15 protein-coding genes are annotated in these 14,107 nt (G+C 46.2%); 7 read left to right on the forward strand and 8 right to left on the reverse strand.

Annotated elements, in window-relative coordinates:
• Window positions 1–85: 85 nt before the first annotated feature.
• Complete coding sequence (locus tag J2Z28_RS14190) at window positions 86–427, forward strand: hypothetical protein (RefSeq protein WP_211082970.1); 342 nt, start codon at window positions 86–88, stop codon at window positions 425–427.
• Window positions 428–436: 9 nt separating this feature from the next.
• Here J2Z28_RS14190 and J2Z28_RS14195 read toward each other — a convergent pair whose 3' ends face one another.
• From J2Z28_RS14195 to J2Z28_RS14205, 3 genes are all read right to left on the reverse strand, one after another.
• The gene (locus tag J2Z28_RS14195) at window positions 437–892 is read right to left on the reverse strand and encodes a hypothetical protein (RefSeq protein WP_076328986.1); all 456 of its coding nucleotides are present in this window, start codon (window positions 890–892) and stop codon (window positions 437–439) included.
• Window positions 893–1,632: 740 nt separating this feature from the next.
• Window positions 1,633–2,682, reverse strand: coding sequence for a glycoside hydrolase family 53 protein (locus tag J2Z28_RS14200; RefSeq protein WP_211082971.1), 1,050 nt, complete (start codon window positions 2,680–2,682; stop codon window positions 1,633–1,635).
• A gap of 346 nt (window positions 2,683–3,028) precedes the next feature.
• Window positions 3,029–3,256, reverse strand: coding sequence for a hypothetical protein (locus J2Z28_RS14205; protein ID WP_017692425.1), 228 nt, complete (start codon window positions 3,254–3,256; stop codon window positions 3,029–3,031).
• Window positions 3,257–3,503: 247 nt separating this feature from the next.
• Between J2Z28_RS14205 and ppk1 the strand changes: the two genes are divergently transcribed.
• The gene (gene ppk1 / locus J2Z28_RS14210) at window positions 3,504–5,585 is read left to right on the forward strand and encodes a polyphosphate kinase 1 (RefSeq protein ID WP_211082972.1); all 2,082 of its coding nucleotides are present in this window, start codon (window positions 3,504–3,506) and stop codon (window positions 5,583–5,585) included.
• Here the strand turns inward: ppk1 and J2Z28_RS14215 are convergent.
• Both J2Z28_RS14215 and J2Z28_RS14220 read right to left on the reverse strand, forming a co-directional pair.
• On the reverse strand, window positions 5,545–7,074 hold the full coding sequence (locus J2Z28_RS14215; RefSeq protein WP_211082973.1) for a Ppx/GppA phosphatase family protein: 1,530 nt from the start codon (window positions 7,072–7,074) through the stop codon (window positions 5,545–5,547). The genes ppk1 and J2Z28_RS14215 overlap by 41 nt on opposite strands.
• 26 nt (window positions 7,075–7,100) lie before the next feature.
• Complete coding sequence (locus J2Z28_RS14220) at window positions 7,101–7,355, reverse strand: hypothetical protein (protein WP_017692428.1); 255 nt, start codon at window positions 7,353–7,355, stop codon at window positions 7,101–7,103.
• Window positions 7,356–7,593: 238 nt separating this feature from the next.
• Between J2Z28_RS14220 and J2Z28_RS14225 the strand changes: the two genes are divergently transcribed.
• Together J2Z28_RS14225 and sda are read left to right on the forward strand one after the other, a co-directional pair.
• A complete protein-coding gene (locus J2Z28_RS14225) occupies window positions 7,594–8,253 on the forward strand; it encodes a YheC/YheD family protein (RefSeq protein WP_211082974.1) in 660 nt (219 codons plus the stop codon).
• 355 nt (window positions 8,254–8,608) lie between these two features.
• On the forward strand, window positions 8,609–8,752 hold the full coding sequence (gene sda, locus J2Z28_RS14230; protein WP_017692430.1) for a sporulation histidine kinase inhibitor Sda: 144 nt from the start codon (window positions 8,609–8,611) through the stop codon (window positions 8,750–8,752).
• A 21-nt stretch (window positions 8,753–8,773) separates the two neighbouring features.
• On the opposite strand, the gene J2Z28_RS14235 is transcribed toward sda, so the two are convergent.
• The gene (locus J2Z28_RS14235; RefSeq protein WP_076319806.1) at window positions 8,774–9,025 is read right to left on the reverse strand and encodes a hypothetical protein; all 252 of its coding nucleotides are present in this window, start codon (window positions 9,023–9,025) and stop codon (window positions 8,774–8,776) included.
• Between the two features lie 76 nt (window positions 9,026–9,101).
• A complete protein-coding gene (locus J2Z28_RS14240) occupies window positions 9,102–10,076 on the reverse strand; it encodes an NAD(P)/FAD-dependent oxidoreductase (protein WP_207765610.1) in 975 nt (324 codons plus the stop codon).
• A 653-nt stretch (window positions 10,077–10,729) separates the two neighbouring features.
• On the opposite strand from J2Z28_RS14240, the gene J2Z28_RS14245 reads away from it, so the two are divergent.
• Window positions 10,730–11,923 (forward strand): NAD(P)/FAD-dependent oxidoreductase, encoded by a 1,194-nt coding sequence (locus J2Z28_RS14245; protein WP_036605766.1) that lies wholly within the window; start codon window positions 10,730–10,732, stop codon window positions 11,921–11,923.
• Window positions 11,920–12,174: a hypothetical protein gene (locus J2Z28_RS14250; protein WP_036605767.1), complete on the forward strand. Its 255-nt coding sequence runs from the start codon at window positions 11,920–11,922 to the stop codon at window positions 12,172–12,174. Before J2Z28_RS14245 ends, J2Z28_RS14250 begins: the two co-directional genes overlap by 4 nt.
• A gap of 152 nt (window positions 12,175–12,326) precedes the next feature.
• Here the strand turns inward: J2Z28_RS14250 and hemQ are convergent, their stop codons facing one another.
• On the reverse strand, window positions 12,327–13,073 hold the full coding sequence (gene hemQ / locus J2Z28_RS14255; protein ID WP_211082975.1) for a hydrogen peroxide-dependent heme synthase: 747 nt from the start codon (window positions 13,071–13,073) through the stop codon (window positions 12,327–12,329).
• A 412-nt stretch (window positions 13,074–13,485) separates the two neighbouring features.
• Between hemQ and J2Z28_RS14260 the strand changes: the two genes are divergently transcribed.
• Window positions 13,486–13,779, forward strand: a complete 294-nt coding sequence (locus J2Z28_RS14260) for a YuiB family protein (protein ID WP_036605769.1) — start codon at window positions 13,486–13,488, stop codon at window positions 13,777–13,779.
• Window positions 13,780–14,107: the final 328 nt, after the last annotated feature.

A 14,107-nucleotide genomic window follows, 5' to 3' on the forward strand; every position in this document is an offset into this window, starting at 1 on the left:
GATCAACGTTATGGTAAAATACAGGAGTAGTAATCAAAAATAGTAACCAAAAAGAGTAATAGAAAAACGAGGAGGCGACAGATATATGATGGTTAATAACCGTTACCGCAAACGTGATCCATTCTTTGTAAAGAAGGCTGTAGTTCAGATACTATTTCAGTTTGCAGTTTCAGCGATAATCGGTAGTATATATGGTTTCATGATGGTCAACGAGACGATAGGTGGATATATTAATAAACTATTACCGAGCACGGATGGTCCGGATCTTCATTTATATCTGCCCGTTGTGATAACGGTGTTCATCTACTCGTGTTTAATTCAGAAGAGACAACGGATTTTACTTGAAAAAATCTCATTTAGTTTTCTCCATATTTTGGTTGCCCTGCTAGGCTGTATTTCTTCAGTTGTTGTGTTATTGGTGATCTAATCCAAATCCCTACGTATCCACACCTTCAGCCCCATCAACTGCATCGATGATACCGACAGCGAGTGTTGTTACCGCAGCAGCAGCTAAAAGATTTTTGGCACCAAGCTTCACTCTGTCCTTATCTTCCTCTTTCATGCCCACAACAACATCTTTACCGCTGTTATATACGTACTTTGCTGATATCGCTACACCTTTTGCAGTATTGGTTACAGCACCTCCAATATCGGCAAGCCCCGCGTCTATGGCGGTATCATCTTTTCGAATTGCACCACTGGCAAGATCATATGTCCCGCTAGCCAGTTGTCCAACGGTTTTGCCTGTATTAATTGTGGCTTTCTCTACGCCGTTCCCGATTTCTTTGATAAAGGGGCTTCCCGCGATTTCACCAACAACCCTCACGCTGCCGCCCAACACTTTTCCGGTAACTTCCCCAGCTAACTGACCGAACCCTTTTAAAAAACTCATCCATATTCCCCCGCTCTTAAAATAAGCTAACTGATGTTCTGCATTATTTTATTTTATTATATTCATATGTAAGCGAAAAAACCATTCTGCATTCAGCCTAGCTCATAAGAACGATCTGCCCTGGAACAGAAACTGGCAGCGCCCCCAACGAACCAAATTGGAACCCTCAGCCGTATAACTTCAACGTGAAAAAAGGCGCTAATCCCACCGGGAACAGCGCCTCAAGCCCTTGTTTTACCTTGTTACCTAATCCATTTGACTACCCACGGTTTTAGAAGTGTCTCAAGGGGCAGCAACGTAGTGGAGGGGGCGGAATCGATTCTGAAGAAGCGAAGCGGTCGCCTTTATCCCCGGATTTTCCCCTTAACAGGGGAAAATCCGGGGATAACAGCGATCATAAGAACGATCCGCCTCCGGAACGCCCACCACGCTGCCCCCTCAACGCACTTCATCGCCAAAAGGCGCTAATCCCCCGGGAACAGCGCCTCAAGCTCTTGTTTACCTTACTACTTCATCCATTTGACTACCCACGGTTTTAGAAGTGTCTCAAGGAGCAGCAACGTAGTGGAGGGGGCGGAATCGATTCTGAAGAAGCGGAGCGGTCGCCTTTATCCCCGGATTTTCCCCTTAACAGGGAAATTCATAAAAATCTGGGGATAACAGCGATCATAAGAACGATCCGCCACCGGTACGCCACCACGCTGCCTCCCCAAAGCCCACACTTCTAACCTCTCCGTGTATTAGTCAATAAATCCTTCCATGACAACAGTTGGCATCATATTCGACTGCCAAGCGCCCTTACCATATCCACTGTTGTATCCTGGTGTAGCCTGAGGCTCCCAGTAGAATACACCTTTACCTTTGCCATTTGGCAGATTGCGGATTTGGTTTTTCATCGCGGCAACAAAACTTTTTCCAGCTGCAGCCTGGTTATTGTCCATGCCAATTTCGGAGATGATGATCTCTTTGCCATAACGGTTGATCATATCCTTGGCGTTGTTTACCGTATTTGTAACAGCGGTGTTCCAGCCGGAAGCTGAAGGATAGAGGGACATGGCAATCATGTCAAAGTTAGCTCCGTTATTAATCAGACCACCAATATTCCATACATAGAGGGCGTTATCATCTCCACCTGCCAGATGCACAATGGTTTTGGTGCCGCTGCTCAGGGACTTCACTGCGTTATGGCCTGTGTTCACCAGCCACGCATAGTTTTTCATGTTGGTGGATGCTTTGCCATCTTCCCATAACATACCGTTGCTTGTTTCATTACCGATCTGTACCCAGTCAGGGGTAACGCCTTTGCTTTGCATCGCCGTCATAACTTCACGAGTGTGGTTCCATACCGCATCCATGAGCTGTTGGAACGTATAGTTTTTCCAGGCAGCAGGTTTAGTTTGCTGACCAGGGTCTGCCCAGGAATCGCTGTAGTGCAGGGTAAGCATCACACTCATGCCAGCATTCTTGGCACGTTGTGCGAGTGTAGCCGCACGATCCTTATTCATGTAACCGTTCCCATAATCATTCGAAGGATTAACGAATACCCGAATGCGAACGGAGTTGATTTGATAGTCTTTTTTCAAAATATCAATGATGTCGCGCTGTACCCCGTTTTTATCTTTCCATTTGTAGCCTTGGGCTTCCATTCCGGGAACCCAACTGATATCGGCTCCTTTGGCGAAACTTGGTGCTGCGCTGGCATGCTGACCTGCGGGCAACATGATAGAGGTGAATAACAAAACAAAAGCCAACATGATGGATGTCTTGAAACCCCTTACATTTTTGAACATTACAAGATGCCTCCTCGGATTTAGGTTGAGTTGCATCCTAATTATAGCCATCCTGGTTTGCTCTACTAAAGGGTCCATTTCCAATATTTTGGGTGTTTTCTCAACCTCTCTACAGAAAAAGAGAAAACAAAAAGCCGTCCGAAGACGGCTTTTCTACCCGTGGCGCTTTTTGAAACATTGATCCGTATCCCGCGCCTCCACCAGACTCTTTTAATTTGAGCTAGTGGATCGGGTAAGGGACACGTTCAACATGACATTAGAAATGTTGACGCACCTCCTTTCCTTGTGGCAAGAGTATACAACACCTTGTTTCGGAAAGCTAGTCTTTTTTCGTATTTAAGCAAAATTATTTTTCAGTCTGGAACATCGTGATATCTCGTGCATAATGGCTCTTTGTTCCGTCATTGTTTCGAATGCGCACACTGTCTTCACTGATCCGCTCCACAATGCCACAACCGACCTCGCAATAGACACCAGCCGGGTCTTCCTGCCATGCGCTTACCATACATTGGGATAGTGCAGCCGTGAAAAACTCTATATTTTTTTGTAACGTTCTAGGTTTGTTGGATTTCATTATATACTCCTTTAGTCAACTATATTTGGAATGAGAACAAGCAACCGGACCAAATCACACTGTACTTCACTTTACTCTGTCTATTGACCTTTGTAAAGGGATGGAAAAAGTTGCGGCCATGAGGTATCATTTACATAAATTTTACGTAGCGTTTACACTGCGCTGACGCTTGATGTTGATTACGAATAGTACAATTATATGAGAACTTTAAACAAGAATAGATATGCAACACATTCGGAGGCCATACATGCATAGAGACGTCAAAACAGGCAACTACGTTAATCGTGATTTGAGTTGGGTTGAATTTAATCGGCGCGTACTTCAGGAGGCCCAGGATCCAACAACGCCTCTGCTGGAGCGCATGAGATTTCTCGGCATTGTCGCTAATAATCTGGACGAGTTCGTCAGTGTAAGGGTGGCGGAGACAAAAGAGAAGATCAAGGCCGGATTCACGCAAAAAGATTTTACAGGGTATACGCCTGCAGGGTTGTACCGCAGATTGATTAAACGAACCGGGACCATGGTCGCCGAGCAGTATAAAACGTATCATGAACTCATTCGTTTACTCGCCAAGAAAGGCGTGAACATTCAGGAATATACAGATCTTAATGTGACACAGCAGCGCGCAATGGACCAGTACTTTCATGAAATTATTTTTCCGGTACTCACACCGATGGCGATTGACCAGAGTCGTCCGTTCCCGCTGGTACACAACAAGTCTGTCTATCTGTCCGTGATGTTACAGAAGGAAGGGGAGCAAGAGGGTGAGCCATTTATGGCTATTGTTCAGGTACCTTCCAATCTGCCGCGGGTAGTTCAGGCTCCTATTCGGGCGAATAGCAAAAAGAAAACATTCATACTGATTGAAGACCTTATCAAACATCATATCCATACGCTCTTCAGCGGATATATCTCGCTTGCTGCACAGGAATTCCGAGTGACCCGTAATGCGGATCTCTTCATTAATGAAGAAGAAGCGGAAGATCTGCTTGAGGCTATTGAAAAAGAATTGCGACGCAGACGCCGCGGGGCTCCTGTGCGACTGGAAGTCTGCAAGGATTTTCGTCCGGACGCTTTGCTTGAATTGCAGGATGAATTCGATATTCAGGACCCAGTGTATGAAATTGATGGACCGCTTGATCTGAGTTTTCTGGCGGGATTCGTGGACAGTCTGGAAAGTTTCTCACATCTGAAATACAGTCCGGTGAAGCCAGTCTACCCACTTGAGTTTCTGCCAAGAGAAAGTCATTTTGAGCTGCTGCGCAAACGCGATGTACTGGTGCATCATCCATACGAATCGTTTGAACCGGTCACTGATTTTATATTGGAGGCTTCAGAAGATCCAAGAGTTCTGGCCATCAAGATGACTTTATATCGGGTCAATGGCGATTCACGCCTTATTCCGGCACTTGCACTTGCCGCTGAGAGTGGTAAGCAGGTCACGGTTGTGGTGGAACTGAAAGCCCGGTTTGATGAAGAGCGCAACATTGCTTGGGCCCGTAAGCTGGAGAAGGCCGGTTGTCACGTGGTTTATGGACTGGTTGGACTCAAGACCCATGCCAAAATTATTCTTGTCGTACGCAGGGAACAGCAGGGTTTAAGACGTTATGTCCATGTAGGAACCGGTAATTATAATGAGAGTACAGCCAAAGTGTATACGGACGTGGGACTGTTCACCTCTAATCCGATTATTGGGGAAGATGCATCCGAATTGTTCAATGAGATTACTGGATACTCCGGTCCGAAAGCATTGCAGGCGTTCCGCGTAGCTCCGGATGGTATGAAGGATGAACTGTTTGCACTGATTCGTAGAGAAACGGAACACGCGCTGAAAGGCAAACCTTCCAGAATCATTGCCAAGATCAACTCCTTATCCCATCAGGAAATGATTGATGAATTGTACGAGGCTTCTCAAGCCGGCGTGCAGATCGATCTGATTGTGCGTGGTGTATGTTGTCTGCGTCCGGGGGTAGAGGGGCTCAGTGAGAATATTCGGGTCATTAGCATTGTGGATCGTTTTCTGGAGCATTCACGGTTGTTTTATTTTGAAAATAGCGGTAACCCGGATGTATTCATCTCCAGTGCAGACTGGATGACACGTAACCTGAATCGAAGAATTGAACTGATGTGTCCCGTATTTGATCCAGAGCTGAAGAAGATGCTGGTCGATATTCTTAATCTGTCCCTTATGGATAATGTCAAAGCCAGAGAGCTTATGCCTGGTGGCAATTATGTATTTGTAAAAAATGAAAAGCCCCCGCTGAGAAGTCAGACGGAGGCGATGGGTATTATCCCTTGGAAGCCTGCTGAATGGAGTGCGTTAACGTAACTCCCCAGGCTTCCTGCAGATCCTTGACGGCCTCTTCCAGGCCATCAAGTTCCAGTAACGGCTCGGCTGTACAGGTGAATTGCACCTGCAGCGAGTCGTTTTCTTTTGTTGCTTCAATCGCAGCGATGCTCTCGGATCGATTGATGGCTTCCGCTACGCGCAGCAGAGAGCCTATACGATGAGCATGTCGCTCATCCGAGTTTTTCAGAATGTCCCGGTGCTTATTCAGCAGCTGGGGCGTTCTTTTTTTGGGATGATAATCGGCTGCACTGGCACTGAGAATGGTCTCCCGGTGAGAAAGTCCATAGATGCTTGCATTCATGATCCAATAGGCCGAGTGCTGCGTATAACGGAAATAGTTAATCTGCTTACCTGCCATGTGCAGCATGGAGGACGCATACAGGATTCGAGCATCCGCGTGATCAGGAGGGGTACCTTGTAATGCCGTATACAGGGTAACCGTATCCTGATGAATCCGTTGCAGACGTTTCTCTGGAATAGGCGGACCAAAATGGATAAAGTTGCGGATACTGTCCTTCAGCGCGTCCGGAACGACCGGCTGACCTCCAGCCATGTAATCTCGCAATAACCCGTCTCGTAGACCCGCACCACTAACCACATAACGATCTCCCTGTATTAACTGGAAGACGGTTCGCAGGATCAGTACGCCGGGCACAATGATGTCTGCGCGATCTTTGGCGAGCCCGGGTACCTTTTTGCGCTGTGCCGAGGTGAGATGTGGCAAGGAGCGAGCGATGTTCTCCATCGCTTCCTCACTGATCTCATAATGATGGCTGACAGGCAGAGAATACTGGGTACGCTTCTGTTCCACTTTGGCGAGTGTACGCATCGTGCCGCCAAGTCCGATGAGTGGCAGACCAGTATGCTCACGAATCCAATCCTGTCCACGGAGAGCCTCAATGACTTCGTTGCACAATGCATTTGCATTCTCCTCGGTCCACTGATCTTCACCCCCATAACGGGCATGTGAATTCACTGCACCAATAGGGAGGGAGATGCTATGTAACCTCTTCCGATCCCGAAAGACCGTGATCTCTGTGCTGCCGCCTCCAATATCCACGACGTAACCGTCTGCCAGATCAATGGATTGAGTGACACCAAGGAACCCATAATAGGCCTCCCGATCTCCCGATACACATTCAATGGTAAGCCCCGTCTCTGTCTCCAGCCATTCAATAATCTCCAGGACATTGCTTGCATTACGAATGGCTGCGGTAGCTGCTGCGCGAATCAGTTTGGTCTGATACGCTTCACAGGTCGCTTTGAATTGACTCAAGATAGTGATGGCTTTATCCAGAGAATGGCGCAGAATGGTTCCATCCGGCTCAACAACGCTGCTTAGACGAGCGGCGTATTTGTCTTCATGAATGATGCGATAGGCTTCGTCCTGGTCCAGTTCATAGATAACTAGACGAATGGAGTTCGAGCCGATATCAATAATTCCTAAGGTTTCATTAGTATGTGTCATAAGCATCTCCTTCTACAGAGGTTCAACTACCCGAAGTGAAGAAGGGCAGCCATGGCTTCCGGTGAACCCGGCGGTGTGGCAGAGAAGGGCGTAGTTAGCATAACAACAATGATAAAGACGATGAAACAGGCAAATATAAGACAACTCACGGCAAAGCCGCGATTACGCTTTTGCATAAACAGTCGAATACCTGTGACAAAGAGAAGTACCGTAACAGCTACGAGAACGATCGACATTGCAAAATAGGCTACGCCATAAAGTGATTTGAAAAATGCTTCCATTTGTTCTGAACGCTCCTTAGATCCTCATATTTAAGCCCTTCCAAGCCATTCCTTAGTAGCATACGACAGATTGACTTGTTTGAAAAGCAAACCGGGCGCTTGTTCCCGTTTCCGCCATCTCCCCTGGGACAGGTTACATGGAAAAGGGGCCCTTGCCGCGGACAAACATCCAAGAAAGCAAGGCTTCTGTTGAGTATGTATAAGGAAGGACTATTGTTTCAAGGAAGGAGATCAACCCATGTCGAGACAACTTGCAAGCAAATGGCGGAAGACAGCGGCACTGATGAAATACCCGGTAGCGGCTGTCCATATCCCACAGACCAAGGCATTCAACTCGGGTAATCTGCTGCACATGCTCAGTCGTTATGGAATGGTGTATGTCAAACCTATTGTCGGTGGTGGAGGTTACGGTGTCATCCGGGTATCGGCGAGCGGTGGGGCCTATCGATACACCCATATGAAAACGACCCGTTCTTTCGCCAGTTTCAGCCAGATGTATCGCTCTCTGGTGCGTGTAAAGGCTAGACGCAGGTACTTGATCCAGCAAGGCATTCATCTGGCAACGATTCAAGGGAGACCTGTTGATTACAGAGTCAAAGTTGTCAAAACCGCACGAGGCTGGGTATTCCGTTCCTTAGTAGGACGACTCGCTCGTCCCGGACTCTGTGTGACGAATCTGAGCAAGGGTGGCACCATGTTATCAGGAAGGCGAGCTCTTGGATTATCCCTGCCCCATATATCCGGTCGGCACAAACGTCGGGAGATGCGGTCACTTACACTGACATGTACGTACATTATGGAAAGTCAGTTCCCTGGGGTAGGTCAGCTTGGATTTGATTATGGACTGGACTATTCAGGCAAGATCTGGATTTTGGAAGTAAATACCAGACCTCAATAGAAAATGAATGGGAAAGCTCAAGAAAATTCAAGAAAAACCGATAATATATAAAAGAAAACGGTATGAAAACCGTTTGAAATTTTACATTACCGGGTAATTTACTCGCAACAAGTCTTGAAACTATGAATTTATTCCAAAAAAAATACGCTGATAAACGTTCTGACAGTAGTACAAACTCCCTGTGCATAAATATTGTCCACACTATACACGTTGATTACTCTACATTTTTTCCAATTATCAACAAACTATGCACAGGATTTCCACATATCGTTGTGGATAACAAGAACGCTTGTTCTCTATATGAATCTCTGATATGATAGTTTTGAGGAAAAAAAAGGAAAGGTTGTGGCGGGAAATGGCTATGTTATCCGATGAGATGTTGTTGGATTCCTACCATAAAGCGATTGAGTTGAATCTCGAACGAGATTTCATCGCACTGCTGTTGGCAGAAATCCATAAGCGCAAACTGGGTACCGACGTATCTGCCATTCTTCACTAGAGATCCTCATTGCAGGCAATGTTACAGGTTTCCGGACAAGTCCCATAGTGAGACTGGCCATGGCGTGCTCGTCTGACAATGGTGACAGTACATCACATGATTGCAAACGTTTTCGACTTCGTCTGCCGTGTCAGAGGAAGTTTGGAATACGTAGGGGCTGTATGGTCCGGTGTAATCATCCAATTTGCCGCATTCTAACAGTCCCTGAAGGCAGTGGGGGCAAGCCTGCTCCGGTACAACCAGACCGTTACACAGCGGGCATATATAAGACAAGGGTATCCCTCCTGATATGGATTCACTCAGGAGTAAGATACCCTTTTTTGTATCAATATATGTTATTTCAGCAAAACTAGCGTTTCATGTTACTGCTGTGTCCTGGGGACAATTTGGCATCCGGATCGAAGTATACCTTCGCATTGTTGACGGCTGTTGGAGCTTCGCCGAATCCGACAGCGATCAGCTTCAGTTTACCCGGATATGTTGTGATATCTCCGGCAGCGAAGATTCCTGGAATGGATGTTTCCATGCGGGAATCAACAACGATGGAGTTGCTGTCAATTTCGATACCCCACTCGGCAATTGGTCCGAGAGAAGAGACAAATCCGAAGTTAACGATCACGTCATCTACTTCGATTTCCTGAGTTTCTTTGGTTTTCACATGGGAAAGGGTTACCTTGGTAATCGTGTCATCCCCATGAAGTTCCGTGATTTCAGTCGGTGTAACGACATTCACCTTGGAATTCATGAGGTTTTCGACACTGTGCTCATGTGCACGGAACTTGTCCCGGCGATGGATCAGCGTTACTTGCTCAGCGATAGGCTCCAGCATGAGTGCCCAGTCTACCGCGGAGTCACCGCCGCCACTGATCAGTACTTTTTTGCCAGCGAAGGCATTCAGATCACTGATGAAGTAGTGCAGGTTGCTCTTCTCGAACTTGGCAGCACCTTCAAGCTCCAGGCGACGTGGTTCGAATGCACCTACACCAGCTGTAATAATGACGGCTTTGGCATGATATTCATTCTCATCCGTCTTCACGACGAAATGTTGCTCATCCTTTTTCTCCACCGATACAACCTTTTCTTCAAGGCGGATGTTCGGGTTAAAATGATTCATTTGCTCAACCAGGTTATTCACCAGTTCCTGAGCTGTTACTTTCGGGAATCCGGCTACATCATAGATGTATTTCTCCGGGTAAAGAGCGGCAAGTTGTCCGCCAAGCTGTGGCATACTTTCAACCAGTGTAACGGATGCCTGACGCATCCCACCATAAAACGCGGCGAACAGACCCGCAGGGCCTCCACCGATAATAAGTAAATCAGTCATATCATGACTGGAATTTTGTGCAGTCAAGAATCAACAACACCTTTCATATTTTAATAGGTAGTTAACAGAAAGAATGTGCAGGCTACGTATCATAACCAGCATGGGTGCTGAACTGTCTTTCCTATTATAAACGGTGTATTCAGGGTTGCAAAGTTAGCGGCGTCACGAAACTGGGAACAATTGATGAAGATCAGATGAGAATAGGATGAAATTGGAAATGAAAGGTTATGAAAAATAACAAAAAAAACCTTGATCTTTACTAGAAATACAGATATCCTTGACCTGTACTATGTGTTTTTTTGTCTAATTTAGAGTCAATATGTAATATGAAGACAGATCCCGTGTTTTGTAGAATCTTGTGGTTAATTTCACAACTTGAAACGATAACTTGCGTGCAAACGTATCAATTTCATAAACCTTTAGTTGCTTCAATCAAGTCTAGATATAGATCAAAACGGTTCGATATGTCGATATCTAGTTTCATAAAATCCATTTTTAGTGAGTTATGAAATTGATGCAAACGTTTAAATAAATTCGCGAAGTTAACATTTGTCGTCATAATGGGCAAGACCTCATCAATATTTGTAAGTATGTGCATTTTGCATCTCACCCAAGATCGGGCTGATGCAAGTGAAACCGGAAGGGGTATAGACATGAGCAGTATTCCCAAAATCGTCATCCTCGGCGCGGGCTATGGCGGGATTCTGACAGCCCAGCGGCTGCAGAAGGAATTGAACTATAACGAGGCCGACGTCACATTGGTGAATCGGCATGATTATCATTATATTACTACACATCTACATATGCCGGCTGCCGGCACGGATACCATTGAGCATGCAAGAGTGCCCATTTCCAAACTGATTGATGAGTTCAAGATTGATCTGGTCAAGTCTTCCGTGAAGGAGATTCGTCTGCAGGATCGAAAGATTATTCTGGAGGATGGCACGTTATCCTATGATTATCTGATTATTGGACTAGGCGGTGAGCCTGAGACCTTCGGGATTCCGGGGATGCTCGATCACGCGATGACAATCCGCAGCATTAACTCGGTCAGATTGATTCGAGAACACATCGAATATCAATTTGCGATGTACAAAAACGATAACAAACGAAATCGTATTCGGTTTGTCGTAGGTGGAGCGGGTTTCAGTGGTGTTGAATTCGTAGCTGAACTTGCAGATCGTATTCCACAGCTATGCAAGGAGTTCGACGTGAATCCGAAACATGTGCACATCTATAATGTAGAGGCAGCGCCTTCGGCCTTGCCTGGATTTGACCCGGAATTGGTAGAACATGCGATGAATGTGCTCAAGAAAAAGGGCGTTACTTTCAAAATTGGTGTTCCAATCAAGCAATGTCTCCCGGACGGGGTTATTGTGGGTGAGGGTGAAAAGCTCGATGCGGCTACAGTCGTATGGACCGGCGGTATTCGTGGTAACTCACTGCTTGAACAGGCAGGTCTTGAAGTGATGCGAGGACGTGTGAAAGTAGATGACTACTTGCGTGCTCCGGGGCATGAGCATGTTTATGTCATTGGTGATAATTCACTTGTCTTCAACGCGGAAGGGCGGCCTTATCCGCCAACAGCCCAGATTGCGATGCAGCAGGGTGTGAACTGCGCCAAGAACGTCGTGGCATCCATTCGCAAGAAACAGCCACAACCTTTTGTATTTACGAGCAAAGGCACGGTTGCATCACTGGGTAAAGGTGAAGCTATTGCCGTTGTGGGCGGCAAGAAATACAAGGGCTGGAAAGCGGCTCAGCTGAAGAAGCTGGTTGATCTGCGTTATCTGTTCATCATTGGTGGTATTCCGTTAGTCCTGAAGAAAGGGCGGTTTTTTGGATGAGACATTGCAGTGTTCAGGTCCGGGGACTATTAACGCGTGAGGAGCTGGATCGATACAACGCCCTGATGCAGGTCGGTGGTTATCTGGAGGAACAGGATCAATATGATCTGGCCTACATCGTACAGAAAGAAGTGGATATTCTCATTATGCCTGCGATTGAGCGGCTTAAAGAGAAGGGTCGTGACCGTGATCGGGCCACAGCCGAATTCCTCGAATCGCTGAAAGCGGTAGATGATGAGGACGAGGATTAAGAATTAACAGAGGCTTATAAAATAGAGTGAACAACTGCAAAATGGATCATCATCCGACTTGGTTGTCCACACGTACATGAATGAGAAAAAGCACCGCAGACAGTATCCTTTACAGGAGATGTCGCGGTGCTTTATTGTGCTTTGTGCTATTTTTACAGCTTAAGCATGTCTTCTAAAGTACCTTCGTTCAACAGACTTCCCACATAGAACGAACCGAATTCACCATAACGGGCGCTAACTTCATCGAAACGCATCTCATAGACGAGTTTTTTGAACTGAAGTGCGTCATCCGCAAATAGCGTAACGCCCCATTCCCAATCGTCGAAACCGACGGAGCCGGTAATAATCTGTTTTACTTTACCCGCATAGCTGCGGCCAATCATGCCGTGACTGCGCATCATGGTGCGACGCTCGTCCATGGACAGCATGTACCAGTTGTCATTCAGCTCACGTTTTTTGTTCATTGGATAGAAGCAGATGTATTGGCGTTGCGGCAGAACTGGTTTCAGACGGGCGATAATCTCCGGATTCTGCATCGGGTCTTCGCCTTCTTTGCCAAGATAGTTGCTCAGTTCCACTACACTGACGTAAGAATAAGATTTGGTCGTGTATTGGGCAAACATCGTTTTGTTAAACGCGTTCTCAACGGCCTTCAGATCTTCCAGCGTTTCACGCAGATGCATCATGCAAAGGTCAGCCTTCTGTCCCACTACGGTATAAACGACCGTGCTTCCCTGGGATGAATTCTCGACTTCTTTCCATTCCTTCCAGAATTCTTCCAGCTCGTCCAGTGCTACAGCACGTTCCTCATCATCTGCTGCTTTCCAGGCGGCCCAGTTAATCGAGCGAAAATCATGCAGGGCATACCAGCCCTCCAGTGTTGATGCGGCTTCGTTCATTGGTTGTGTTCCTCCTGCAAGGTATATTTCCAAATCCCTATAAGAGGTTGTTCAAAAAGTCCGCTTTTGATTACGAATCATGCCTGGTGGCATCATCAGCGTCGAATATGGCATTCAGCCGAAATGTCCGCTGCTCACGTAGCTCTATCTACGCTCCGCTGCTCCATTTCTAACTTCATTCCATCTTCTCGGTACTGAAAACCAGTCTTTTTGAACACGCACTATAAGGGACGGGTGATTGCTTTATCGTTTACATTGTATCCCAACATGAAGCAGAAGGGCAAATGAACAGAGTATAATTATAGGGAAATTTGTCCAGAAAGTTCGTTGCTTCGCCACATTTTTTGCGGTACACTAACTACTATCCAGAAGTGAAACCTGAATGTGTGAAAGAAGAGGTGAATGTCGCCCGATGCAATTTATACCTGTGTTGGTATTGATGGTATTATTTTTCGTTATGATGTTTGGTATCGGTTTCATTCTGAACATGTTGATGAAGACCACCTGGTTTCCTTCCTATCTGTTCATCATTGTAATTCTGCCTATCGTCGTATACTCTCTATGGGATCATTCGTCATCTCTGATGTCACATCTGGGTTCTTTCCAGCTTGTAGACTATATGACGGGCATCGCTGGACTGGCTGGTGCGATAATCAGTGGCTGGACGATCCAGAAGTTGCGTTTGGGTGGGTACAGAATGTTTTAGATTGTTGGAAAGAGGTAACACATGCCACTGTAAACGCGTGAAAGTCTTGTCTTTGTCGTAAACGCTTACGATTACAAAGGGAAGGCTTTTTTGCTATTCATTTATATCAGAAGGATTATTGTACACTTGTACTTCATATACATCTGGAGAACATTCTCTTTAGATATTCCCTTGTATTCTGTGGCTACAGCTTTTATAGTATTCTAGCGGCTCTCGACATTTTTATTTAGAAATTTACTGAATTCGGCGAAAACGTGAATGATGTCGACCTAGGACGAAACGGAGCGAGAACAGGCCATCTTTTTACCTGTTTTTGAGCATTTGAGGA

The sequence above is a fragment of the Paenibacillus xylanexedens genome, assembly GCF_017874615.1.
GTDB classification, from domain to species: Bacteria; Bacillota; Bacilli; order Paenibacillales; family Paenibacillaceae; genus Paenibacillus; species Paenibacillus xylanexedens.